A 23,920-nucleotide genomic window follows, 5' to 3' on the forward strand; every position below is an offset into this window, starting at 1 on the left:
TAAACAGGAGCCGGTCGTCAGGAGAGTTTCCCGACGGCAGCAGCAATCTCCGGCAGCGCGGCGCGGGCGAACAGCTCCTCAAAGTCCGGCAGTCCTCCCAACACTTCGCGGTTGCGCGCATCCTGATAGATAATCCAGCCATAGGTCGCCAGGCTATCCATCGAGCGGATATTGCGCTGCGTCAGCGCCGCTTTGTAATCCGCCATGCGTTTGGCGGCAATCAGACAGGCCAGCTCGTCATCGCTGTAGTTTTCAATTGCCGAGCGCGCATGACGCTGTAGCTTGCTGACCAGCGCGAAATCTTCCGTCATCAGCAGGTTGCGTACCGCTTTTTCCACGGCGACGTTATTCACCGAGGTGCCTTTCGGCAGGCGAGAGAGCGCGAGCTGTTGCGCAAAGCTGAGCACGGTGTAGTTGTTCAGCAGGACAAACATCTCCGGCGTATCGGTCGCGCCGTAAGCGGGTACCGCGCCGTTGGCGATAGCGGATTTGTTCCGCCAGGCGGCTTTAAACTTCGCCACCTGGTGGGCGGCCATCGCGGTAGACAGCTCTTCCAGCAGATCCTTACGCGCTTTCGCCTTGAGGATTTCCTTGCTGTCCTGATAAAGCAGCAGCGAACGCGGCATCACGTAGACAAAGTGCTGGCACTCGGTTTCCCAGTGCGCCAGCAGCCAGGCCGCACGCGGCGAACCGGTCGCCGCAAGATGCCAGCGCAGCATGGTCAGCACCGCATCTTTGTGGGTTCTGGCCATCTCGTCGTTATCCGCGATCGAGCCGAACAGCACGGAGTCGCCTGCCGCATGGCTCGCCAGCTTGCGGTACGGGTCGTACTGATAAGCGAAGCCGCCGCTCATGCCGTTGCCGAAGCCGGTGCCGAAGGTGCCCAGGTTCAGCACCGCGCCGTTGGTCATATATTCGCAGCAGAAATCGCCCACGCCTTCGACTACCGCCGTGGCGCCGGAGTTACGCACGGCGAAGCGGTCGCCCGCCTGTCCCTGAACGAACAGTCGGCCGCCGGTGGCGCCGAACAGCGCGAAGTTACCGATTAATACGTTGCCTTCCGCATCCTGCGAGCCGCCGCCTGGCGACATCACCACGATTTCGCCGCCGCACTGGCCTTTGCCCACGCCGTCGTTACAGGTGCCGCGATGGCGCAGCTGCATGCCGTCGTTGCAGAAGACGCCGTAGGACTGCCCGGCCGAGCCGGACGTGGCGATCTTCACCGTTTCCGGCGCCAGATAGTGGCGGCCCCGATCGTCGGCCAGCGCGGCAGGCATCGCCGCCAGTTCCGCTTTGCTCAGCTTATGGTTCAGCAGGCGTTCGATATCGATAGCCAGCTGGCCGCCGACGCTCTTGTTACGGTTGTTCAGCGTGACGCCGTTGCCCAGTTCGATAACGCTTGCCGTTGCCAGCGCGCGCTCTACCTGTGCGATCCAGCCATCGTCCAGCTCGTAATCTTTTTCCAGATAGACCGGCTGCATGATTTTGATTTCCGGCACCACGGTAAGCATGGCGCGCAGATCCAGCTTGCCGACTTCAAGCGGGTGATCCATCAGGTGCAGCAGATCGGAACGGCCGCGCGCTTCGCGCAGCGAACGCAGGCCAAGACGCGCCAGGATCTCACGCACTTCATGCGCCACGTTCATAAAATACTGCGCCAGCTGGCGAGGATCGCCGTCAAAGGCTTCGGCGTTGGTGGTCAGACCGGCCGGGCATTTCACGTTGCAGTTTTTCGCCATTACGCACTTCAGCATCATCAGCGCCGTGGTGCCGAATTCGAAGCTGTCGCTGCCCAACAGCGCGGATTTCACCACGTCGCTGCCGGTTTGCTGCGCGCCGGAGCTGCGGAGCAGCACTTTGTCACGCAGGCCGTTGGCGCACAGCGCCTGATGCACTTCCGCGATGCCGATTTCCGCCACGCGGCCGGTATATTTCAGGCTGGTGACCGAAGCCGCGCCGGTGCCGCCGGTGTTGCCCGCCACGTTAATCACGTCCGCGCCCGCTTTCGCCACGCCGACGGCGATGGTGCCGATGCCTTCAGACGACACCAGCTTGACGATAACGCGCACGCGCGCCGCTTTACAGTCGTGGATCAGCTGCGCCAAATCCTCGATGGAATAGGTGTCATGGTGTGGCGGCGGCGAAACCAGCTCCACGCCAGGCGTGCCGCCGCGCGCTGCCGCGATCTCCACGGTGACTTTGGCCGCAGGCAGCTGACCGCCTTCGCCGGGCTTGGCGCCCTGGCCGATTTTGATTTCCAGCTCTTCCAGCATCGGATCCGCCAGATAGGCTGCCCAAACGCCGAAACGACCGGAGGCCAGCTGCTTGATGCGCGAAGCGCGGATAGTGCCGTGACGCGAATAGTGCTCGCCGCCTTCGCCGCAGTTGCTCATGCCGCCGACCATATTGGTGCCGTGCGCCACCGCCTCATGGGCCGGGGCCACCAGCGCGCCGTGGCTCATTGCGCCGGAAGCAAAGGTGCGGGTGATTTCGCTGGCCGGCTGCACTTCGCTTAACGGCAGCGAAGGCGACGTGGTAAACATACGCGACAGATAGTCCGCCGCTTTGCCGCTGGCAATAATATGCAGACCGTTCGCCGTGACTTCACCGCTGGCGATCTCGTCGGCGAAACGGCCTTTCAGCGCGCCCAGCAGGGCGGAAAGACGTTCCACCTCGGTTTTCAGCCCCTTGATGGTGTCGGAAAGCCGCAGCGTAAAGCGGCCTTCGCTGCCGTCAGTGGCTTCGCACAGCAGGCCGCGCACGGCAAACCCGTTGTTGATCAGCGAGTAACGGCCCAGCTTGCGCGAAAACTCCGCTTCGCTGTCCACGTGGGTCAGATCCGCCGGGAAGGTCAGGATATCGCGCAGCGCCGCCGGACGACGTTTACGCTCTTCCTGCATCTGGCTGGAGAACTCACGGTAGTCCTGCGTGATGGTAAAGCTGTCGATGGTCGCATTCGGGATACGCTTAAAGCTGCTGTCGGCGAAGGAGTCCGGCTTGATATTAAAAGCGTTATCCAGACGGGCCAGCGTCAGCAGACGAATAAACTCATCTTCTTCACGCGGCTTGTCGACAAAGCGCAGCGGCTGCTCCGTCATATCGATAAACGTCCGCACCGCGATAGTGCCGTAAGAGTGACCCGCGCCTTCGGCACGCTCTTTAAACAGGCCCAGCAGCGGCACCTCTGATTCGCCCTGAATTCTCAGCGCGCTCTGGTGCCAGTCCACGGCCATTTGCGCGATAGTGGCGAAGCCCGCGCCGCCGACCGGCGTTTTGATATTCGGGAAATATTTCTTCAGCACCCGATCTTCCGTATCCAGGAAGTTAGGCTCGAAGAATTCGCCGCAGCTGTAGCTTTCAACCGTACAGAGGCCAACCTTGCCCATGGTTTTCATCAGCGCTTTTTCAGCGGCTTTGGCATAGCGCTTAAAGGCTTTGTTGCCTTCTTCGCCTTCGCCATATTTCTCCTCGGCGCGCATTTGCACGCCAAGTGGATAGATAGCGGACGCGCCAAAGCCCAGCGCGGCGGCGATATGGTGCGAAGAGATGCTCTGTCCGCTCTCGACCACCAGCGACACGTCCAGACGCAGGCCTTCCTGTACCAGACGCTGGTTAATGGCGGAAACCACCAGCAGCATCGGTATGGCGGCGCGCTCGCTCGAGATATGACGGTCGGTCAGCACCGCGATCCCGCCCTGTTCGCGGGCAAAATCCACCACCTGCTGCGCCAGATCGTCAATGGCCTGCTCCAGCGCGGCGGCGTTATCGGCACGGCTTTGCGCATCGCTGCCCACGACCGGACGATAAAGCATATCGAAACGGGCGTATGGCGCCACGTTCTGCTCGCGCAGCTGCAACATATCCAGATGCGTCAGGATCGGCGTCGGCACGATAATCTGCCGGCCTTTGCTGCGGCCCAGATGCGGCTTGGCGCCCAGCGCGACGCGCAGCGTCATGCCGTCCACTTCGCGGATGGAGTCCAGCGGCGGGTTGGTTACCTGCGCAAAACGCTGCGAGAAGTAGTGCGCCATGCCGCCTTCATGATCGGAAAGCCCGTTGATGGCGTTGCCGTAGCCCATGGCGGAAATTTTCTCCGCGCCGGTCGCCAGCATCGGATCCATCATGAACTTGAAGCTTTCCTGGTTGTAGTAGTAGGCCACAAAGCGCTGATAGGTTTTCAGGTCGCCGCCGTAGCGTAAAGGCGAACCCTGAATTTCCGCCGGCACCACCGGCAGATCGCTCAGCGTTACGCGCGCCTGCGCCAGCAGCGTCGGATAATCTTTTTCCGCCGCCAGTTTTTCCAGCGCCTCCAGGGTGGTGTAGCTGCGCTTTTCGCTGTGATCGTAATAGAGCATCCCGCCCGCTTCGATACGGCCGCGACGCAGCACGCTCTCCGGCGGGAAGGCGATCTGGCCGGCTTCGGACATCGCGCCGATATACTCGGCGGTTTCCACCGAGCGCAGCGGACGCAGGCCAAGACGATCCAGACGCGCGCCGATGACGTCGCCGTTGCCGAAAATCAGCGCGGCCGGGCCGTCGTTTTTCTCTTCGTACAGCGAGAAATACTCCAGCATGGCGCGCACTTCCGGCGACAGCGTATCGTCGTTTTCCCACGCGGGCGGCATCATTGAAACCACGGCGTTGATTAAATCGAGGTTATCTTCCATCAGACGGCTGTGGATGCTTTGATCCAGACGCGAGCTGTCGGACTGCCCCTTCGGCCGGACGATCTTCTTGCCGCGAGCCAGCGCCAGCGCGGCTTCGGCGATGCGGTTTTTACGATCGGTGTTCAGCTCGCCGTTGTGCGCCATCAGGCGGAACGGCTGAGCCATCGTGGTATGCGGATCGGTATTGGTCGAGAAACGGGTATGGAAAAACAGGCCGCGCACCTGGTGATCCGGATCGGTCAGATCTTTGAAATAGGGGATCACTTCATTGGAGTTCAGGCGCGCTTTGAACACCTGGGTACGTGACGAAAGAGAAAGCGGGTAAAGCCCGCCGAATTCGCTTTCGGTAAAGGCGCGCGCTTCGATAGCCAGCAGGGCGCGATAAATACGTTTTTCAAAGGCGGTCTGGTCTGCCACATCGGCAGGCGCGTTAAAAATCCACTGTACGATAGGCAGCTGGAACTGAAGGGCGGCCGGACGCAATACGCTGGTATCCAGCGGCAGCTCGCGCTTAAGGATCACCTCCAGCCCGTGTGCGGCCAGCGTCTCTTCTACCAGCCCTTCGGCGTTGGCGCGCAGCGCATCGTCTTTCGGCACGAAAAAGTTACCGACGCCAAAGCGACCGGAATTGAGCGGCATGCCGGTAATTTTGCGGAAAAAGTGCAGTGAAATATCAACGTTAACACCTGCGCCGTCGCCTACGCCCTCGGCAGACATGCCGCCGCGATGCGGCACGGTGCAGAGCGCGCTGTGCGCCATCTGAAGAATTTCATGGGTCTGCTCGCCGTCCTTACGGGTAATGAAACCGACGCCGCAGCTGTCGTTTTCTTTCGATGGGTCATACAGACCATAGGGAAACGCTTTTGGATTGGACATGGCAGACCTCCTGACTTCTTTGACATTACCTACGTTATTTCAGGCACAGAATGCAATGGAGAAGACTCCCCTGGCTCTGTATCGTTTTTTTCCTGACTGCTTTTAAGTGGGCGACTGTGCGCCGGGCATGTTCTCTTCAGGCCATGCTGAAGGGAGCTGCTCGTTATTTTCCGGGTCTCTGAGAGGAGAAAGCCTGGGGAGTCTTCTTGCTGCATAGATATGCCGAGACACTGGCCCGTCAGGAACGCTTCCAGCGAAATTCCAACTTATCGGGAAAGCGTACTCAGGTCAAATAGCGCGCTTAGGGGGGCTTTGTGGAGGTGTCTTTTAGGTAAGTTATTGTTTTTATATATTTTATACCGATTTTTTCTGTGTATAGTTTCGTCATTTACCCCCCAGGAAGTGTGAACTGTCTCACTGTAGTGCAGGGCGCAAATCTCTGCACCATGCTGGTGCTGGGGGTATTGCCAGCAGAAAATGCTAATAAAGTAGCCTTAATCATTGAAAGCGGCTGTTTTTAACGGGGAGGCTTATTTGAATTAAACCCCCGTGCATCATTAGTAAAATTAATCAGGCTGGTTTTGATTGCATCCACGTTTAATGTGAATTTTTATTCATTGCGTTTCAGGCGAAAGCGCGGCGGCAGGCGCTTATCGCTATGAATTGCAAAAACGGATAATGCACTTAAGGCAAAACGGACTATGCACAGGTTAAACATCACTTTTCGCGTACCGATGGTGCTCAACCGCGTATACCCTGTACCGCTGTTACAAAGTCTGTTGGTAACCAAAGTCAACGGCCGCGCGGGTCGCGGTCACGCTTAATAGCGCAAAACAGCGGCGGTGTTCGCCAGACGGTCATGCTTCCCCAGCGCTAAACGGCGGCAGGCTTAGCGGATGGCCGGAGACGATACTGACCTGTCTTTTGACAGGCGCGCGGAACGTCAATCGTGGCATTGCTTTCAGGCTGCACCGCAGTGGTGCAGCCTGCGCAGGGGGCCGTAACCTTTGTCTTTTAAGCTTTTGCGGTATGATTGACGGTATTGCTCTCGAAGGGACCTTTTATGAAACAAATTCGTCTGTTAGCCCAGTACTACGTCGATTTAATGGTGAAGCTGGGGCTGGTGCGTTTTTCTTTGCTGCTGGCTTCTGCGCTGGTGGTGCTGGCAATGATCGTGCAGATGGCGGTCACGATGGTGCTGCGCGGACATGTAGAAAGCATCGATATGGTTCGCTCGGTCTTTTTCGGGTTGTTGATAACGCCATGGGCCGTCTATTTCCTGTCGGTGGTGGTTGAGCAGCTGGAGGAGTCGCGGCAGCGCCTGGCGCGCCTGGTGGATAAGCTTGAAGAGATGCGCCATCGCGATCTGGAGCTAAACCAGCAGATGAAGGAGAACATTACCCAGCTTAATCAGGAGATCGCCGATCGTATCAAGGCGGAAAAAGCGCGCCTGCAGGTGATGGACAAACTGACGGAAGAGATGACCAGGCGCGAGCAGGCGCAGATTGAGCTGGAGCAGCAGTCTTCTTTCCTGCGTTCGTTTCTGGACGCCTCGCCCGATCTGGTGTTCTACCGCAATATCGATCAGCAGTTTTCCGGCTGCAACCGGGCCATGGAGCTGCTGACGGGCAAAAGCGAGAAGCAGCTTATCGGCCTGACGCCGCACGATGTCTACGATCGTGATGCCGCCACCAAAGTGCTGGAAACGGACGAGAAGGTCTTTCGCCACAATGTTTCGCTGACCTACGAGCAGTGGCTGCAGTATCCCGATGGCCGCAAGGCCTGCTTTGAGATCCGTAAAGTGCCTTATTACGACCGCGTAGGTAAACGCAGCGGGCTGATGGGCTTTGGACGCGATATAACCGAGCGTAAACGCTATCAGGACGCTTTAGAGAACGCGAGCAGGGAAAAGACCACCTTTATCTCTACGATCAGCCACGAGCTTCGTACGCCGCTTAACGGCATCGTCGGTCTGAGCCGTATCCTGCTGGATACCGAGCTGAATCCGGAGCAGTTGAAATACCTGAAAACCATCCACGTCTCGGCCATCACGCTGGGCAATATTTTCAATGACGTTATCGAAATGGACAAGATCGAGCGCCGCAAGGTGCAGCTGGATAACCAGCCGGTTGATTTTACCGGCTTCCTGGCGGATCTGGAGAATCTCTCCGGCCTGCTGGCCCAGCCGAAAGGACTGAAGTTCGTGCTCGACGCCCATCCGCCGCTGCCGCATAAAATTATCACCGACGGCACGCGGCTGCGTCAGATCCTGTGGAACCTGATCGGTAACGCAGTGAAATTTACCCAGCAGGGCAGCATTATCGTGCGGGTGGCCTATCAGGGCGAGGATTGTCTGCGCTTTGAGGTGGAAGATTCCGGCATGGGGATCCCGCAGGATGAGCAGGACAAAATCTTCGCCATGTATTATCAGGTGAAAGATCAGCATGGCGGCAAACCGGCGACCGGCACCGGCATTGGGCTGGCGGTTTCGCGTCGTCTGGCGCAGAGCATGGGCGGAGATATCAGCGTGCGCAGCGCGCCCGGTAAGGGCTCCTGCTTTACGCTGACGGTTAATGCGCCGCGCGTCGTGACGCAGCATGAAGCCGAGCAGCCTGCGGACGATATGCCGCTACCGGCGCTGCACGTCCTGCTGGTTGAGGATATCGAGCTGAACGTGGTCGTAGCGCGTTCGGTACTGGAGAAGCTGGGCAACAGCGTTGAAGTGGCCATGACGGGCGCAGAAGCGCTGACGATGTTCGATCCCGAAGAGTTTGATCTGGTGCTGCTGGATATTCAGCTGCCGGATATGACCGGCCTTGACGTGGCGAGGGAAATCCATCGGCGCTACGGCCATCAACAGCTGCCGCCGCTGGTGGCGCTGACCGCTAACGTGCTTAAAGATAAAAAAGAGTATCTGGACGCGGGCATGGACGACGTGCTGAGTAAACCGCTGGCGGTACCGGCGCTGACCGCCATTATCCAGAAGTACTGGGACTACCAGGAGCAGGAGGACGAGCCGGCGGAAGCTTCTCACTCTGACGCGCCCGTGCTGCTGGATATCACCATGCTGGAGCAGTATATCGAGCTGGTTGGGCCGCAGCTGATTGTGCAGAGTCTGGAAATGTTTGAAAAGATGATGCCAGGTTATCTGGAAGTATTGGATTTGAACATGACCGCGCGCGATCAAAAAGGCATTGCGGAAGAAGGGCACAAGATCAAGGGCGCGGCGGGATCGGTTGGTCTGGTCCATTTACAGCAGCTGGCGAAACAGATCCAAAGCCCTGAGCTACCGGCGTGGTGGGACAATGTGCAGGAGTGGATTGACGAGCTGAAACACGAGTGGCGTAACGACGTTGCGGTACTGCGGGAATGGGTATCAAAGGCCCAAAAAAAATGACCCCGACCGAGGCCGGGGTGCGCGAATACTGCGCCAACACCAGGGAAACTTGAGGCCTACGCTGTTCTTAAAGTAAGAGTATCGAAGCGCAGGCGCGGTATTGGGTAAAACGCTCAGGAACTACCTTAGCAAAACTCCCATCACATGTTACAAGATTCATTAAAATGTGTGATGTGGAGCAGCGTTTCCAGACAGAAAACATTAATTTGATGATACAGTCAAGCACGGAATGAATTTATTCGCGATCTTGCGCAAAAATTATACAATTGTGCCAGTTTTTGTCCGGTTTTGATTGACGTATTCAGGTAACCGGTTCCATTGATCGCTAGCAGTGATGCTAAAAGAATTTCACCTCGCCTGGCAAATATTTAACTCCATGTAAAACATGTTCTTTTTGTGAGATTGGTGTCTCTCTTGTGAAACCGCACGGTACAACAAAATGGAAAGTGATATTGGAAGGAATTAACGATTAATAAACATGTTTTTATCGTAATCCTTTTAACTTAAGGCGCAATTTTCGCTCACCAACCGAAAAGCATAACCTGGGCCCACAGCCATTCTGAGGGGCCTTTAAGATAAAATTAGCAAAAGCTAACTCACGCAATTTATAAGGTTCATGAATGAATTGGCTGGCATTGCGCGGACGAACCGCGTTGATTGTTTCTTCATCGCTACAGGTTCGTTTACGGCATGGAACCGATTCCGAATGCGCGGAAGTGATTGAAGCACTTAATACATTTACAAAGTGCTTCAAGTTGTAAGCGCATGCAAACGTTTACATTAAGTCAAATGCGTTGCGCCCCGCACCGCTTTTTTACATTGTACGAACGGGTTCCTGTTACAGGAATTCATAAGATCATTATGGATAAATGTTAATGAAGCAGCGCAAAAAAACCAGCGGACAGCGGCTAAAAACCTGGGCGTTACGAGTGACGATCGGCCTGGCCGGGATCGCGATCGCCGGGATCCTACTTTTTTCTTTTTTGCCCGTACCTTTCTCTGCCGTGATGGCAGAAAGGCAGATTGGCGCCTGGCTGAGCGGCGATTTCCGTTATGTCGCGCATTCAGACTGGGTAGAGATGAAAAATATCTCTCCCTGGATGCCGCTGGCGGTTATCGCCTCAGAGGATCAAAAATTTCCCGACCACTGGGGATTTGACGTACAGGCGATCCAGTCGGTGCTGGATGGTGAAGAGACCCGCATGCGCGGCGCTTCTACGCTATCGCAGCAGACCGCAAAGAACGTTTTTTTATGGGACGGGCGCAGCTGGATACGTAAGGGACTGGAAGCGGGCCTGACGGTTGCGATCGAAACCGTGTGGACAAAACGGCGCATTTTGACGGTCTATCTGAACGTAGCGGAGTTCGGCGAGGGCGTATTTGGCGTGGAAGCGGCATCGCAACGCTATTTTCATAAGCCCGCCAGTCGCCTGACAATGGCGGAAGCGGCATTGCTGGCGGCCGTGTTGCCGAACCCGATCCGTTTTCGCGCCGACGCGCCGTCGGCCTATGTGCGCCAGCGGCAGCAGTGGATCTTACGCCAGATGCGCCAGCTGGGCGGAGAAGGTTTTCTGAACGCGCATAAGCTACGCTGACAGAAAGGTAGCCTGAAAGAAATAACCATGCTCAGGGGCGCATAAGTGTGTGCAGAGCATCACGAGCAAGGACAGCGCTCAGGGGAGTAATAAGCCATGCCAAGAGGAAAAGGTACGCTGTGGAGAAAGCACCGTGCTTAGAGGTGCATAAGTGTGTGCAGAGCATCACGAGCAAGGACAGCGCTCAGGGGCGTAATAAGCGCCGCCGAGAGGAACGGTACGCTTGAGGGTCAAGAACCGCGCTCAGGGGCGCTGAGCGCGTCTGAGCGGCTGATTAATCCTCGTCGAAGCCAGCGTTAAAGAGTTCGATCACCGCCGCCAGCGCTTTTTCTTCTTCCGGCCCGCTGGCTTCAATCTCAATCTGTCCGCCTTTCGCCGAATCCAGCATCAGCAGTGCAATAACGCTGCTGGCTTCCGCTTCCGTGCCGCTCTCGTTGCGCAGCAGCACCTCGGCATCAAAGCTTTGCACCAGTTCAAACAGCTTCATCGCCGGTCTGGCGTGCATACCCAGCTTGTTTTTGATCTCAACCACTTGTTTAACGGTCATGATTTGCGCTTTTCCAGAGTACGATGACGGGACTGAACGTTCTTGCCGCGCGAGCGGAAATAGTCAGCAAGCTGTTCGGCAATATAAACCGAGCGATGCTTACCGCCGGTACAGCCAATCGCCACGGTAAGATAGCTGCGGTTGTTGGTTTCCAGCATCGGTAGCCAGAGTTCAAGATAGCTGCGCGTCTGATAGATAAAATTGTGCACTTCGGTATGACGATCCAGGAAAGCGGCCACCGGACGATCCAGCCCCGTCATCGGCCGCAGTTTCGGATCCCAGTGCGGGTTCGGCAGAAAGCGGACGTCGAACACGTAATCGGCATCGATCGGAATACCGTGCTTGAAGCCGAAGGATTCAAACACCATCGTCAGTTCACGTTCCCGCTTGCCTAACAGGCGCGTGCGCAGCATTTCGGCCAGCTCGTGCACCGACATCTCCGAGGTATCGACGATCAGATCCGCACGCGAGCGCAGCGGCTCCAGCAGATCGCTCTCTTCATCGATGGCGCTTTCCAGCGAAAGATTTTTACTGGAAAGCGGATGCAGGCGTCGGGTATCGCTGTAGCGCCGGATCAGCGTATTGCGATCGGCATCCAGGAACAACAGCTGCGGCGAAAAGCTGTCGGGCAGGCCGGTCAGCGCTTTCTCAAAGATTTCCGGCGACTCTGGCATATTGCGCACGTCAATACTGACGGCCGCCGAGATGTTACGATCCGCCAGTGACCTGGCCAGCTCCGGCAGCAGCACCACGGGCAGATTATCCACGCAGTAGAAGCCCATATCCTCCAGCGCCCTCAACGCGACGGACTTACCGGAACCAGAACGCCCGCTGACGATCATCAGCACCATGACTTATTCTCCTGATTTGAAGCCTTTCCAAAGGGACGGGGAACTTCCCTGTGCATACGCTCGGGCCGACAGACCGGCCCACTAAAGGCTTAAGAGGCGGCTTGTGGTTCCTCTGCCATGATAGCAAACAGCTCTTCATCGCTTTGCGCAGCGCGCAGTCGGCGGCAGACCGTTTTATCGGCCAGACGTTTTGCGACCAGCGAGAGCGTGTGCAGATGCGTTTTACACTGATCGGCAGGCACCAGCAGGGCGAAAAGCAGATCGACCGGTTGATTATCGATAGCGTCGAAGGCTACCGGCTGATCGAGACGGATAAACACGCCTACCGCGCGCAGCGTATCTTCCACCAGCTTGCCGTGTGGGATCGCGATGCCGTTACCTATGCCGGTACTGCCCATACGTTCACGCGTCAGGATCGCTTCAAAGATCGTCTGATGCGGCAGATTAAGCTGTTTGGCCGCCAGCTCGCTGATAATCTCCAGCGCCCGCTTTTTGCTCTGGCAGTGCACGCCGTTGCGGGTACAGGAAAGGCTCAGGACCGAGCTCAGTTCCAGTGTCAGGTCATTGTTCATCATAGGTTCACTTAGGTATTCACTTCCGCCTGGCAAAACGGCGCTGCCCGATCGTTCGGCAGGCCATCAGTCGAATGCATTATGCCCGTTGATTAACGGCCCGCCTTCTGCAATCAGAAGACGAGCCGGTTAGTTTACACCACATTCTTATCAGATAAGGGTGGCGAAAAAATAATCAATGCTGCAAGGGTAATTAATGCTGCTTCAGCTTGTCTTTATGTTTATTCAGCTGGCGTGTCAGCTTGTCAATCAGGCCGTCAATCGCCGCATACATATCTTTTTCTTCCGAGGTGGCGTGCAACTCACCACCGCTGACGTGCAGCGTCGCATCGGCGACCTGCGTCACCTTTTCCACCTTCAGCACAATATAAACCTGCCCGATACGGTCAGTGTATTGCTCCAGCTTGGCGAATTTAGCCACCACGAATTCACGTAAAGGCTCGGTAATTTCAACATTCTGCCCGGTAATATTGAGTTGCATAAGCTCTTCCTTATCTGTTCGTTCAGACCAGCTGCTTGCGCTGATTTGAGGGCGGGATGGATAAAGACTCTCGGTACTTCGCGACGGTGCGGCGGGCCACGATGATCCCCTGGTCGGAGAGCAGGGTGGTCAGCTTGCTGTCGCTAAGAGGCTTGGCGGGATTCTCCGCCGAGATCAATTTCTTCACCAGCGCGCGAATGGCCGTGGAAGAGGCTTCGCCGCCGCTTTCGGTGTTCACGTGACTGGAGAAGAAATATTTCAGTTCAAAAATACCGCGTGGGCTGTGCAGGTATTTTTGCGTGGTAACGCGTGAAATCGTCGATTCGTGCATCTCTACGGCGGAGGCGATATCCGCCAGCACCATAGGACGCATAAATTCTTCACCCTGCTCGAAGAAAGCCTGCTGCTGGTCGACGATGCAGCGCGTGACCTTCAGTAGCGTATCGTTGCGGCTCTCCAGACTTTTTATCAGCCAGCGGGCTTCCTGCAAATTGCTGCGAATAAACTGGCTGTCGCTGTCGCTGCGAGAGCTGCCGCCCAGCGAAGCATAGTGCTGGTTAATCTTCAGGCGCGGCACGCTGTCGGCATTCAGTTCCACCACCCAGCGGGCGCCGATTTTACGCACCAGCACGTCCGGGATGACATATTCCGGTTCGCTGGTATTAATCGACTGGCCGGGACGCGGGTCAAGCGACTGGATCAGCTGCATGGCGTTTTTCAGCACGTCCTCTTTCAGCCGCGTGACGCGCATCAGGCTGCGGAAGTCGTGGTTAGCCAGCAGATCCAGATGGTCGCTGACAATAAGCCTGGCCTCTTTCAGCCAGGGCGTGTCATCCACGAACTGCGACAGCTGCACCAGCAGGCAGTCGCGCAGATCGCGTGCGCAGACGCCGATCGGATCGAACCGCTGAACGCGCTTCAGTACCGCTTCGACTTCTTCCGCAGAAAGCTCTTCGTTGCCGATACTCTCCTGGATCTCCTGAAGAGAAACGGTCAGATAGCCGGTCGGATCCACGGCGTCGACAATGGCGGTGGCGATGGCGCGATCGGTATCGGTAAAAGGCGTCAGCTCTACCTGCCACATCAGGTAGTCCTGCAACGACTGGGTGGTTTCGCCCTGATAAACAGGCAGCTCGTCGTCGTGGTAGTCGGTGCCGGTGCCCGACGGCGTGCCGGCGGTGTAGATTTCGTCCCAGGTGGCGTCGAGCGGCAGCTCTTCCGGCATATCTTTTTGTTCCAGCGCCTCGCGGGTATCCAGCGCCTCTTTTTCCTGATATTCGCGGCTGTCGACTTCTTCGTGAAGATCGGTTTGTTCAAGCAGCGGGTTGCTTTCCAGCGCCAGCTGAATTTCCTGCTGGAGTTCAAGCGTAGAGAGTTGCAGCAGACGTATCGCCTGCTGCAGTTGTGGCGTCATGGCAAGCTGTTGGCTAAGCCTGAGCTGCAAACCTTGCTTCATATTCAGGATACTTATTCCTTAAAAATCTTGACCGGTCTGAACACCTTATCAGAGTCTGAACTCTTCGCCCAAATAGACGCGCTTAACTTGTTCATCCTGGAGGATTTGCTCAGGCGAGCCGTGAGCGATCAGGTGTCCCTGACTGACGATATAGGCTCGTTCGCAGACGGCCAGCGTTTCACGGACGTTGTGATCGGTGATAAGCACGCCCAGGCCGCTGTCGCGCAGGTGTTCGATAATCTTTTTGATATCGATAACCGAAATCGGATCGACGCCTGCGAAAGGCTCATCCAGCAGGATGAATTTAGGGTTCGCCGCCAGCGCGCGGGCGATCTCTACGCGACGGCGTTCACCGCCGGAAAGCGCCTGACCCATGCTGTCGCGCAGGTGCGCGATATGGAACTCCTCCATCAGCTCGTTGGCGCGATCGGTTCGCTGTTCCGCCGTTAAATCTTCACGGATTTGCAGCACCGCCATCAGGTTGTCGTACACGCTCAGGCGGCGGAAAATAGAGGCTTCCTGCGGCAGATAGCCGATGCCCCGACGCGCGCGCGCGTGCAGCGGCAGAATACTGATATCTTCATCGTCGATAACGATGCGGCCCGCGTCGCGCGGCACAATGCCCACCACCATATAAAACGTGGTGGTCTTACCGGCGCCGTTCGGGCCCAGCAGGCCGACGATCTCACCGGATTTTACCTCCAGGCTGACATCTTCCACCACGCGTCGGCCTTTGTAGGCCTTCGCCAGATTTTGCGCAATTAAAGTCGCCATGGCTTAGTTACTCTTCTTGGGGGAGGAGGCGTTTTTATCCTGCAACTGCGAAGGCACCAGCACGGTAGTGACGCGCTTGCCGGTATTGCCGTAGGCCTGCATTTTCTGCTCTTTCACCAGATAGGTGATGCGATCGCCTTTGACGTTGCTGTCCAGCTGCTCCAGATAAGCGCTGCCCGTCAGCTCGACGAAATCCTTCGCCAGCTCGTAGTGCATTTTCTGCGCATGGCCTTTAACGGGCTTGCCGTTGTCCTGCATCTGATAAAACGTTGCCGGATTGCCCCAGGCATCCACGATGGTTTTGTTGCTGTCGCCGTTCGGACGCGTGACCACAACCTTATCCGCGGTGATTTTGATCGAGCCCTGGGTCACGATGACGTTGCCGGTAAAGGTCGCCACGTTGCCCTGCATATCCAGCGCCTGATTTTCGGAGTCCACGTTGACCGGCTTATCCGAATCGCCCGTCAGGGCAAGAGCGGGCAGGCTGGCAGTCAGCAGCAGGCCGAGCGTCAAAAACTTAAGGTTGGTTCGCATTCTGAATTTCATAGGAGGTTTTGACCTTTTCAATCAACTCGGCGGTTTTCTTCCGTAAATTGCCACGCATCTTCATGCCGCTAGAGCTGAAGCTGTTGCCGTATAAGGTTACCCGATCTTCTGAGGTAACGTCCTGCGTGACAAGGTTCACTACGGCGTTATCGGTTTTAATTCGTTGTAGCTGGGCGTCCTGGGCCAGACTGTTGACCTCGACGTGGCCGTAAAGATAGAGCATACGGTCATTGGTTAGTTTGGCCTTGTCTGCCCGTACCGACCAGGTGGGCACTTTGTTTTCGTCATAGGTGGTCATGACCGGATTATCGAACCAGCTTACCGCGTCGGCGGAAAAGTAGGTTACTTTCTCGGATACCAGCTTGTAGCTCAGTCCGCCTTCCGGGTTATACACCACCGTATTGGACGACTGGCTCGTATAGGTCGGCTCCAGCGCGTTGCTGGCCGCGGGCGCAGGCTTATCCGTATCGGCCAGGTTCCAGCCAATCAGCACGATCGCTACCAGCGCCAGCAGGAGCGTAATCCAACGCCTTGTTTTACTCATACAGACTGCCCTTTGGCCTTATCAAACTTATCCTGCGCGATTAGGATCAGATCGCAAATTTCACGTACGGCGCCGCGTCCGCCCGCGAGGCGGGTAACGTAGTCGGCACGAGGAAGCAGCACGGGATGCGCATCGGCTACGGTCACGCTCAGGCCGACTTCCGCCATTACCGGCCAGTCAATCAGGTCATCGCCAATGTAGGCGACCTGCTCCGGCATCAGCGACAGTTTATCCAGAAGTTCGCGGAAGGCCAAAAGCTTATCCGACTGGCCCTGGTAAAGATGCGTAATGCCCAGCGTGGCGCAGCGATCTTCCAGCAGCTTTGCCTTGCGACCGGTGATAATAGCGACTTCCACGTCCGAGGTCAGCAGGCAGCGAATGCCGTAGCCGTCCCGCACGTTGAAGGCTTTTAGCTCCTCGCCGTTATTGCCCTGGTAAATCACACCGTCGGACATCACGCCATCTACGTCACAAATCAACAGCTTAATTTCACGCGCGCGCGCCATCACGGTCTCGCTCACGTCGCCATAACAGGTACTTATCCAGCTTGCGCCAGCCATTTTTTATTCCTTGTTAAACCACGCCGGCACGCAGCATGTCGTGCATATGCACTACGCCAAGCAGCCGATCGCCGTCGGCTACCATTAAAACGGTAATATTACGGCTCTGCATCAGATTCAGGGCATCGACCGCCAGCGTATGGGGCCGCACCCGTACGCCGCCCGAGGTCATAACGCTGGCGATACTGGCATGTTGAATATCAATGCCCATATCAAAGACGCGTCGCAGATCGCCATCGGTGAAAATCCCTTCGATCTTCATCAAATCGTCACAGATTACCGTCATACCTAAATTCTTACGGGTGATTTCCAGCAGGGCGTCACGCAGCGAGGCGTCACGGCCGACGCGAGGAATTTCATCGCCGCTATGCATAATATCGTCAACGGTCAGCAGCAGCTTGCGGCCCAGTGCGCCACCCGGATGGGAGAGGGCGAAATCCTCAGCCGTAAAGCCGCGCGCCTTCAGCAGCGCTACCGCCAGCGCGTCGCCCATCACCAGCGTTGCCGTGGTGCTGGTGGTCGGCGCCAGCCCCAGCGGACAGGCTTCCTGCGGTACTTTAACACAGAGATGGATATCTGCCGCGCGGCCCATCGCGCTGTCGGGACGGCCGGTCATACAGATAAGCGAGACGCGCAGCCGCTTCAGCACCGGGATCAGCGCCAGGATCTCGGAGGATTCGCCGGAGTTGGAAATGGCGATAACAATATCGCCCGAGCTGACCATGCCAAGATCGCCGTGGCTGGCCTCTGCCGGATGCACGAAAAACGCCGGGGTGCCGGTGCTGGCGAAGGTGGCCGCCATCTTTTTGCCGATGTGGCCCGATTTCCCCATGCCCATCACCACCACTTTGCCGTGGCAGTTGTAAATTTGCTTACAGGCTTCGGTAAAGTCTTCGTTAATGTACCGATCGAGCTGTTCCAGTCCCTGACGTTCAATCGTCAGAACATCTTTCCCCGCCTGCTGAAAATCAAAGTCGGGCCGTAGAGTAACAGGTGACATAGGTTCTAATCCTTTTACCAAAAGGTGGCCGAAGGAAGCCAGTAGAGTAACGCGACCCAGGCAACAAAGCCTGTCAGCAGCAGCGCGCCCGCCACTCTGCCGATACAGCGGCTACGGCGCAGGCAGATAAGCGTAAACAGCGCGCTGACGCCCAGCATGATCCAGTAGTCGCGGGCAAAAGCATGCATATCCACCGCGCCCGGATGCAGCAGCGCCGGAATGCCAAGTACAATGGCAATATTGTAGATGTTAGAGCCGATCAGATTGCCGATGGCGATATCATCTTCGCCTTTCAGCGCGCCGGCAATCACCGTAGCCAGCTCCGGCAGGCTGGTGCCGACAGCGATCACCGTCAGGCCGATCACCAGTTGGCTGACGCCAAAAAAATTGGCGATAACCGTTGCGTTGTCGATAACCATACGGGTCGACATCGGTAAAATAATCAGCGCCACGCCCAGCCAGAGAAACGCCACCGTGTTGCCTGTATCGTCACGCGGCAGTTCGGCAAGCTGTTCGCGCGTCAGCGAATCCGTATCGCCACGCTCCGCTTTGCGGGCAATGTTGATAATAAACAACAGGTAGCCTGCCGCAAAGGCAATCAGGATCAGGCCGTCATTGCGGCTTAGCATATTATCAAACAGCAGCAGGCCGCTGATTAATGTAATCAGCAGCATCAACGGCAGCTCGCGCGCCAGCAGCCTGGAATACAGCCTTAAGGGATGCAGCAGCGCCGCGCCGCCGAGGATCAGCAGAATATTGGTGATATTGGAGCCGACCGCCGTGCCAACCGCTAAATCCATCTGGCCGTGCAGGGAAGCGGAGAAAGAGACGATCAGTTCAGGCAGCGAGGTGCCTATGCTGACCACGGTCATGCCGATAATCAGCGGAGGAACGCCAATTGCGCGGCACAGGATAGCCGCGCTGAACACCAGACGATCTGCACCATATACCAGCAGGACCAGGCCGATAATCAATAGTGCGGTAGCTACAAGCATGAAATGTCCTTTGATCGGGTATAATCGTCGGCTTGCCTTGCACGACGAGCAAAACGGGCCGGTAAAATGGCCGCGAACGCGCTGATTTTGACGGTCTGAAAGCAAAAAGTAAAACTTATGCCAACTTTCGCTACGTCAGACGGATAAGTTTCTGTAAAAGTGTCCAGTTCCGCTGGTTATACGTTACCATCGGTAGAGGATGAAATGCCTGGAAAAGAGGATAAGAGGTCACAATGAGCCAGACGGAGACGAATTTGGTGGACGTTCGGGGCGTCAGCTTCGCTCGCGGCGATCGCCCGGTTTTCGATAACATCTCGCTTACGGTGCCGAAAGGGAAAGTCACAGCCATTATGGGCCCTTCAGGCATTGGTAAAACCACGCTGCTGCGTCTGATCGGCGGTCAGCTGCGTCCCGATGCCGGCGAAATCTGGTTTAACGGGGAAAATATCCCCGCGCTTTCGCGCTCGCGTCTCTACGAAGCGCGTAAAAAAATGAGCATGTTATTTCAGTCCGGCGCGTTGTTTACCGATCTGACGGTGTTTGACAACGTCGCCTGGCCGCTGCGCGAACATACGCAGCTGCCGCCCGCGCTGCTGCACAGCACGGTGATGATGAAGCTGGAAGCCGTCGGCCTGCGCGGCGCGGCTCAGCTAAAGCCTTCCGAGCTGTCCGGCGGCATGGCGCGGCGCGCGGCGCTGGCCAGAGCTATCGCGCTGGAGCCGGATCTGATTATGTTCGACGAACCTTTCGTCGGGCAGGACCCGATCACCATGGGCGTGCTGGTCAAGCTGATTGACGAGCTGAACCACTCGCTGGGCATGACCTGCATTGTGGTTTCACACGACGTGCCGGAAGTGCTGAGCATTGCCGACTACGCCTACATTATCGCCGGACAGAAAGTTATCGCTCAGGGAACGGCCAGCGCGCTGCATGAAAATGAAGATGCCCGGGTTCGCCAGTTTATCGACGGCATCGCCGACGGCCCGGTTCCTTTTCGTTTTCCCGCAGGCGACTATCTGCAGGATCTAACCGGCTCAGGGAGTTAATCTGATGTTACTACGTGCACTGGCGTCCGTCGGACGTCAGGGGATCAATATTTGCGCCTCGTTTGGCCGCGCCGGGCTGATGCTTTTTCACGCGCTGATAGGCATTCCCCGCTTCCGCAAACATGCGCCGCTGGTGATCAAGCAGCTGTACAGCATTGGCGTGCTGTCGCTGCTGATTATCGTGGTTTCCGGCCTGTTTATCGGCATGGTGCTGGGTTTGCAGGGCTACCTGGTGCTGAATACCTACGGGGCCGACAGCAGCCTGGGGATGCTGGTGGCGCTGTCGCTGCTGCGCGAACTGGGGCCGGTCGTCACGGCGCTGCTGTTTGCCGGCAGGGCAGGCTCGGCGCTTACGGCGGAAATCGGTCTGATGAAGGCGACCGAGCAGCTCTCCAGCATGGAGATGATGGCGGTCGATCCGCTGCGCAGGATTATCTCTCCTCGCTTCTGGGCCGGTTTTATCAGTATGCCGCTGCTGACGCTAATTTTCGTCGCGGTAGGTATACTGGGCGGCGCTATCGTGGGCGTCAGCTGGAAAGGCATCGACGGCGGCTTTTTCTGGTCGGCGATGCAAAACGCCGTGGATATCCGTACCGATATCGTCAACTGCGTGATCAAAAGCGCCGTTTTCGCCTTTACCGTCACCTGGATTGCCCTGTTTAACGGCTACGATGCCGTGCCGACTTCTGAAGGCATTAGCCGGGCGACGACGCGTACTGTAGTACATGCTTCTCTGGCTGTGCTCGGTTTGGATTTTGTGCTGACAGCACTGATGTTTGGGAACTGATTCGATGCAAACGAAAAAAAGCGAAATTTGGGTAGGGGTCTTTTTACTGCTGGCGCTTTGCGCGGCGCTGTTTCTCTGCCTGCGCGTGGCGGATCTGAAATCCCTGGGCAGCGAACCCACCTGGCGGCTCTACGCTACCTTTGACAATATCGGCGGGCTGAAAAGCGGTTCGCCGGTGAAAATTGGCGGCGTGGTAGTTGGCCGCGTGACGGATATCGGCCTGGATGAGAAAACCTATCTGCCGCGCGTCTCGATGGATATCGAAGACAAATATAATCAGCTGCCGGATACCAGCTCGCTGGCGGTCAGAACCTCTGGCCTGCTGGGCGAACAGTATCTGGCGCTCAACGTCGGTTTTGACGATCCGGAGATGGGAACGGCTATGCTTAAGGATGGCAGCACCATTCAGGACACCAAGTCGGCAATGGTGCTGGAAGATCTGATAGGCCAGTTCCTGTATAAGAGCGGCAACGGTAACGAGAGTAAAAACGCGGCGCCGGAGAACGGCGGCGAGCCTGCCCCGGCCGCAGCGACTAACCCTTAAGAGGAGCAGTAATGTTTAAACGTTTCCTGATGGTGGCCATGTTAATCATCGCCCCGGTCGCGGCTAACGCTGCCGCCGACCAGACCAACCCTTACAAGCTGATGAACGAGGCGGCGGAGAAAACCTTTACCCGTCTTAAAAACGAGCAGCCTAAAATCAAGCAGGATCCCAACTACCTGCGCCAAATCGTGCGTGAAGAGCTGCTGCCCTATGTGCAGATTAAATATGCCGGCGCGTTAGTGCTGGGACGTTACTACAAAGAAGCGACGCCTGCCCAGCGCGAAGCCTATTTCAAAGCCTTTAGCGACTACCTGGCGCAGGCTTACGGCCAGGCGCTGGCGCTCTACCACGGTCAGACTTACCAGATCGCACCTGAGCAGCCCTATGGCGATGCCAATATTATTGCCATCCGCGTCTCCATCATCGATCCTAACGGCCGCCCGCCGGTTCGCCTGGACTTCCAGTGGCGTAAGAACAGCCGCACCGGCGACTGGCAGGCCTACGATATGATCGCGGAAGGCGTCAGCATGATCTCCACCAAGCAGAACGAGTGGGCGGGCATTCTGCGTCAGAAAGGCGTCGACGGCCTGACTGACGTACTGAAAAACGCGGCCAGCCAGCCGATTACGCTGGACAAGCAGCAGTAATGGATCAGCTTAACTGGCGCATCGAGGGCAACCGCCTGCATCTGGCGGGCGAGCTGGAGCGGGAAACGCTGGCCGCACTGTGGCAGCAGCGCGAAACGGTCATGAAACAGATTGATACCATTGATGTCTCCGCGCTGGACAGAGTCGATTCAGCCGGGCTGGCGCTGCTGGTGCACCTGCGTCAGATCGCGCTGGGGCAGGGGAAAGCGCCGGGATTTACCGGTATTACCGACAAACTGCGTTCGCTGATCGCGCTGTATAATCTGCAGCAGTTTATTACCGCCGAACGCTGACGGCCCGCGCCCGTTCCTGATGAAAAAGCCTCTGCACACGCGGAGGCTTTTTTGCCTGTTTAAGATAGCTCCGCTTTCCACTACTATGTAGGCCTGTTTATCCTCAACCGAATTTAGAAAATCCCATGGAAACTAGTGAAATCCAATCCGTGCTGATGGCCGCGCTGCCGCTGCAGGAAGCCATTGTAACCGGCGACGGCAGCCACTTTCAGGTGATCGCCGTAGGCGAGATGTTTGGTGAACTGAGCCGCGTGAAAAAGCAGCAGGCGATTTACGCGCCGCTGGCGGCCTATCTTGCCGACAACCGTATTCACGCGCTGTCCATCAAAACCTATACGCCGGAAGAATGGGCACGTGACCGTAAGCTGAACGGTTTTTAAGTCGCCGTTTTCATCGCTTCGGGCGGTGAAGCGGCCGTACTCTATTGCTGATTAATTGAGAGCAGGTTTAATGGATAAATTTCGTGTGCAGGGCCCGACCCGTTTAAGCGGGGAAGTGACCATTTCCGGTGCTAAAAACGCTGCGCTGCCGATTCTTTTCGCTGCTCTGCTGGCGTCCGATCCCGTAGAAATTCAGAATGTCCCGAAGCTTAAGGACATCGATACTACCATGAAGCTGTTGAGCCAGCTGGGCGTAAAAGCGGAGCGTAACGGCTCGGTGCACCTGGATGCCAGCAACGTCAATATTTTTTGCGCGCCTTACGATTTGGTAAAGACCATGCGCGCTTCGATTTGGGCGCTTGGCCCGCTGGTGGCGCGTTTCGGTCAGGGGCAGGTTTCTCTGCCTGGCGGCTGCGCTATCGGCGCGCGTCCTGTCGATCTGCACATTACCGGCCTTGAGCAGCTGGGTGCCGAGATCAAGCTGGAAGAAGGCTATGTTAAAGCGTCCGTCGACGGCCGCCTGAAAGGCGCGCACATCGTGATGGATAAGGTCAGCGTAGGCGCAACCGTCACCATCATGAGCGCCGCCACGCTGGCTACCGGCACCACCGTGATTGAAAACGCCGCCCGCGAGCCGGAAATCGTCGATACGGCGAACTTCCTGAATACGCTGGGCGCGAAAATCACCGGTGCCGGCAGCGATCGCATTACTATCGAAGGCGTTGAGCGCCTGGGCGGCGGCGTTTATCGCGTATTGCCGGATCGTATTGAAACCGGCACCTTCCTGATCGCCGCCGCGATTTCCGGCGGTAAAGTTGTCTGCCGCGACACGCAGCCGGCTACGCTGGACGCGGTGCTGGCCAAGCTGCGTGAAGCGGGAGCAGATATCGAAACCGGCGAGGACTGGATCAGTCTGGATATGCACGGCAAGCGGCCAAAAGCGGTCAACTTCCGCACCGCGCCGCATCCTGGCTTCCCAACCGATATGCAGGCGCAGTTCAGCCTGCTGAATCTGGTGGCGGAAGGCACGGGCGTGATCACCGAAACCATCTTCGAAAACCGCTTTATGCACATACCGGAGCTGATCCGTATGGGCGCGCATGCGGAAATTGAAAGCAATACGGCGATCTGCCACGGCGTGGAGAAACTGTCCGGCGCTCAGGTCATGGCCACCGATCTGCGCGCTTCCGCAAGCCTGGTGCTGGCTGGCTGCATCGCGGAAGGCACCACGATTGTGGATCGTATTTACCATATCGATCGCGGTTATGAGCACATCGAAGACAAGCTGAAAGCGTTAGGCGCTAATATCGAGCGCGTAAGCGGCGACGAATAACGCCGTTTGAAGCTGACTGGCAACGGGGC

General features: G+C 57.0%; 21 protein-coding genes. 9 read left to right on the plus strand and 12 right to left on the minus strand.

Annotation, left to right across the window (positions count from 1 at the left end; genetic code table 11):
- Positions 1-17: 17 nt before the first annotated feature.
- A complete protein-coding gene (locus AB6T85_RS18895) occupies positions 18-5,543 on the minus strand; it encodes a glutamate synthase-related protein (RefSeq protein WP_369896363.1) in 5,526 nt (1,841 codons plus the stop codon).
- A 1,063-nt stretch (positions 5,544-6,606) separates the two neighbouring features.
- Here AB6T85_RS18895 and arcB point away from each other — a divergent pair.
- Positions 6,607-8,940: an aerobic respiration two-component sensor histidine kinase ArcB gene (gene arcB, locus AB6T85_RS18900; protein WP_253457859.1), complete on the plus strand. Its 2,334-nt coding sequence runs from the start codon at positions 6,607-6,609 to the stop codon at positions 8,938-8,940.
- Between the two features lie 875 nt (positions 8,941-9,815).
- A complete protein-coding gene (mtgA, locus tag AB6T85_RS18905; protein ID WP_301729949.1) occupies positions 9,816-10,535 on the plus strand; it encodes a monofunctional biosynthetic peptidoglycan transglycosylase in 720 nt (239 codons plus the stop codon).
- 274 nt (positions 10,536-10,809) lie between these two features.
- Here mtgA and npr read toward each other — a convergent pair whose 3' ends face one another.
- The 11 genes from npr to AB6T85_RS18960 all read right to left on the minus strand — a co-directional run bounded on the left by npr (position 10,810) and on the right by AB6T85_RS18960 (position 18,861).
- Positions 10,810-11,082 (minus strand): PTS phosphocarrier protein NPr, encoded by a 273-nt coding sequence (gene npr / locus AB6T85_RS18910; protein WP_125287082.1) that lies wholly within the window; start codon positions 11,080-11,082, stop codon positions 10,810-10,812.
- The gene (gene rapZ, locus AB6T85_RS18915; protein WP_125287083.1) at positions 11,079-11,933 is read right to left on the minus strand and encodes an RNase adapter RapZ; all 855 of its coding nucleotides are present in this window, start codon (positions 11,931-11,933) and stop codon (positions 11,079-11,081) included. Before rapZ ends, npr begins: the two co-directional genes overlap by 4 nt.
- Positions 11,934-12,022: 89 nt before the next feature.
- Complete coding sequence (gene ptsN / locus AB6T85_RS18920; protein ID WP_199746329.1) at positions 12,023-12,505, minus strand: PTS IIA-like nitrogen regulatory protein PtsN; 483 nt, start codon at positions 12,503-12,505, stop codon at positions 12,023-12,025.
- Between the two features lie 193 nt (positions 12,506-12,698).
- A complete protein-coding gene (hpf, locus tag AB6T85_RS18925) occupies positions 12,699-12,986 on the minus strand; it encodes a ribosome hibernation promoting factor (protein WP_125287085.1) in 288 nt (95 codons plus the stop codon).
- Positions 12,987-13,008: 22 nt separating this feature from the next.
- A complete protein-coding gene (rpoN, locus tag AB6T85_RS18930) occupies positions 13,009-14,442 on the minus strand; it encodes an RNA polymerase factor sigma-54 (RefSeq protein WP_253457865.1) in 1,434 nt (477 codons plus the stop codon).
- A gap of 48 nt (positions 14,443-14,490) precedes the next feature.
- A complete protein-coding gene (lptB, locus tag AB6T85_RS18935; RefSeq protein ID WP_253457868.1) occupies positions 14,491-15,216 on the minus strand; it encodes an LPS export ABC transporter ATP-binding protein in 726 nt (241 codons plus the stop codon).
- A 3-nt stretch (positions 15,217-15,219) separates the two neighbouring features.
- Positions 15,220-15,762 carry a lipopolysaccharide ABC transporter substrate-binding protein LptA gene (gene lptA, locus AB6T85_RS18940; protein ID WP_125287088.1) on the minus strand — a complete coding sequence of 181 codons (543 nt, stop codon included), beginning with the start codon at positions 15,760-15,762 and terminating at the stop codon, positions 15,220-15,222.
- The gene (lptC, locus tag AB6T85_RS18945) at positions 15,734-16,306 is read right to left on the minus strand and encodes an LPS export ABC transporter periplasmic protein LptC (protein ID WP_253457871.1); all 573 of its coding nucleotides are present in this window, start codon (positions 16,304-16,306) and stop codon (positions 15,734-15,736) included. Before lptC ends, lptA begins: the two co-directional genes overlap by 29 nt.
- On the minus strand, positions 16,303-16,866 hold the full coding sequence (gene kdsC / locus AB6T85_RS18950) for a 3-deoxy-manno-octulosonate-8-phosphatase KdsC (RefSeq protein WP_253457874.1): 564 nt from the start codon (positions 16,864-16,866) through the stop codon (positions 16,303-16,305). Before kdsC ends, lptC begins: the two co-directional genes overlap by 4 nt.
- 13 nt (positions 16,867-16,879) lie before the next feature.
- Complete coding sequence (gene kdsD, locus AB6T85_RS18955; RefSeq protein WP_253457877.1) at positions 16,880-17,866, minus strand: arabinose-5-phosphate isomerase KdsD; 987 nt, start codon at positions 17,864-17,866, stop codon at positions 16,880-16,882.
- A 14-nt stretch (positions 17,867-17,880) separates the two neighbouring features.
- Positions 17,881-18,861, minus strand: a complete 981-nt coding sequence (locus AB6T85_RS18960; protein WP_301250723.1) for a calcium/sodium antiporter — start codon at positions 18,859-18,861, stop codon at positions 17,881-17,883.
- 233 nt (positions 18,862-19,094) lie between these two features.
- Between AB6T85_RS18960 and mlaF the strand changes: the two genes are divergently transcribed.
- The 7 genes from mlaF to murA all read left to right on the plus strand — a co-directional run bounded on the left by mlaF (position 19,095) and on the right by murA (position 23,891).
- Entirely contained in the window at positions 19,095-19,907 is an 813-nt protein-coding gene (gene mlaF, locus AB6T85_RS18965; RefSeq protein WP_125287093.1) for a phospholipid ABC transporter ATP-binding protein MlaF, read from the plus strand.
- 4 nt (positions 19,908-19,911) lie between these two features.
- Complete coding sequence (mlaE, locus tag AB6T85_RS18970; RefSeq protein ID WP_253457882.1) at positions 19,912-20,694, plus strand: lipid asymmetry maintenance ABC transporter permease subunit MlaE; 783 nt, start codon at positions 19,912-19,914, stop codon at positions 20,692-20,694.
- A gap of 4 nt (positions 20,695-20,698) precedes the next feature.
- Complete coding sequence (gene mlaD, locus AB6T85_RS18975) at positions 20,699-21,238, plus strand: outer membrane lipid asymmetry maintenance protein MlaD (protein WP_301250721.1); 540 nt, start codon at positions 20,699-20,701, stop codon at positions 21,236-21,238.
- Between the two features lie 11 nt (positions 21,239-21,249).
- A complete protein-coding gene (gene mlaC / locus AB6T85_RS18980; protein ID WP_253457885.1) occupies positions 21,250-21,885 on the plus strand; it encodes a phospholipid-binding protein MlaC in 636 nt (211 codons plus the stop codon).
- Positions 21,885-22,178 (plus strand): lipid asymmetry maintenance protein MlaB, encoded by a 294-nt coding sequence (gene mlaB / locus AB6T85_RS18985; protein ID WP_253457888.1) that lies wholly within the window; start codon positions 21,885-21,887, stop codon positions 22,176-22,178. The genes mlaC and mlaB overlap by 1 nt, the downstream gene beginning before the upstream one ends.
- Before the next feature lie 125 nt (positions 22,179-22,303).
- Complete coding sequence (gene ibaG / locus AB6T85_RS18990) at positions 22,304-22,558, plus strand: BolA family iron metabolism protein IbaG (RefSeq protein ID WP_125287098.1); 255 nt, start codon at positions 22,304-22,306, stop codon at positions 22,556-22,558.
- Positions 22,559-22,628: 70 nt separating this feature from the next.
- Complete coding sequence (murA, locus tag AB6T85_RS18995) at positions 22,629-23,891, plus strand: UDP-N-acetylglucosamine 1-carboxyvinyltransferase (RefSeq protein ID WP_253457891.1); 1,263 nt, start codon at positions 22,629-22,631, stop codon at positions 23,889-23,891.
- Positions 23,892-23,920 lie beyond the last annotated feature (29 nt).

The organism is Erwinia aeris, from assembly GCF_041224955.1.
GTDB classification, from domain to species: Bacteria; Pseudomonadota; Gammaproteobacteria; order Enterobacterales; family Enterobacteriaceae; genus Erwinia; species Erwinia aeris.

Excerpts from the sequence above, each read along its gene's own strand:
- rpoN (WP_253457865.1), bottom strand. The coding sequence starts at position 14,442 with ATGAAGCAAGGTTTGCAGCTCAGGCTTAGCCAACAGCTTGCCATGACG.
- mtgA (WP_301729949.1), top strand. The coding sequence starts at position 9,816 with ATGAAGCAGCGCAAAAAAACCAGCGGACAGCGGCTAAAAACCTGGGCG.
- arcB (WP_253457859.1), top strand. The coding sequence starts at position 6,607 with ATGAAACAAATTCGTCTGTTAGCCCAGTACTACGTCGATTTAATGGTG.
- mlaE (WP_253457882.1), top strand. The coding sequence starts at position 19,912 with ATGTTACTACGTGCACTGGCGTCCGTCGGACGTCAGGGGATCAATATT.
- kdsC (WP_253457874.1), bottom strand. The coding sequence starts at position 16,866 with ATGGCTGGCGCAAGCTGGATAAGTACCTGTTATGGCGACGTGAGCGAG.
- lptB (WP_253457868.1), bottom strand. The coding sequence starts at position 15,216 with ATGGCGACTTTAATTGCGCAAAATCTGGCGAAGGCCTACAAAGGCCGA.
- ptsN (WP_199746329.1), bottom strand. The coding sequence starts at position 12,505 with ATGAACAATGACCTGACACTGGAACTGAGCTCGGTCCTGAGCCTTTCC.
- hpf (WP_125287085.1), bottom strand. The coding sequence starts at position 12,986 with ATGCAACTCAATATTACCGGGCAGAATGTTGAAATTACCGAGCCTTTA.
- ibaG (WP_125287098.1), top strand. The coding sequence starts at position 22,304 with ATGGAAACTAGTGAAATCCAATCCGTGCTGATGGCCGCGCTGCCGCTG.
- mlaB (WP_253457888.1), top strand. The coding sequence starts at position 21,885 with ATGGATCAGCTTAACTGGCGCATCGAGGGCAACCGCCTGCATCTGGCG.
- rapZ (WP_125287083.1), bottom strand. The coding sequence starts at position 11,933 with ATGGTGCTGATGATCGTCAGCGGGCGTTCTGGTTCCGGTAAGTCCGTC.
- AB6T85_RS18895 (WP_369896363.1), bottom strand. The coding sequence starts at position 5,543 with ATGTCCAATCCAAAAGCGTTTCCCTATGGTCTGTATGACCCATCGAAA.
- AB6T85_RS18960 (WP_301250723.1), bottom strand. The coding sequence starts at position 18,861 with ATGCTTGTAGCTACCGCACTATTGATTATCGGCCTGGTCCTGCTGGTA.
- mlaC (WP_253457885.1), top strand. The coding sequence starts at position 21,250 with ATGTTTAAACGTTTCCTGATGGTGGCCATGTTAATCATCGCCCCGGTC.
- lptA (WP_125287088.1), bottom strand. The coding sequence starts at position 15,762 with ATGAAATTCAGAATGCGAACCAACCTTAAGTTTTTGACGCTCGGCCTG.
- murA (WP_253457891.1), top strand. The coding sequence starts at position 22,629 with ATGGATAAATTTCGTGTGCAGGGCCCGACCCGTTTAAGCGGGGAAGTG.
- mlaD (WP_301250721.1), top strand. The coding sequence starts at position 20,699 with ATGCAAACGAAAAAAAGCGAAATTTGGGTAGGGGTCTTTTTACTGCTG.
- kdsD (WP_253457877.1), bottom strand. The coding sequence starts at position 17,866 with ATGTCACCTGTTACTCTACGGCCCGACTTTGATTTTCAGCAGGCGGGG.
- npr (WP_125287082.1), bottom strand. The coding sequence starts at position 11,082 with ATGACCGTTAAACAAGTGGTTGAGATCAAAAACAAGCTGGGTATGCAC.
- lptC (WP_253457871.1), bottom strand. The coding sequence starts at position 16,306 with ATGAGTAAAACAAGGCGTTGGATTACGCTCCTGCTGGCGCTGGTAGCG.
- mlaF (WP_125287093.1), top strand. The coding sequence starts at position 19,095 with ATGAGCCAGACGGAGACGAATTTGGTGGACGTTCGGGGCGTCAGCTTC.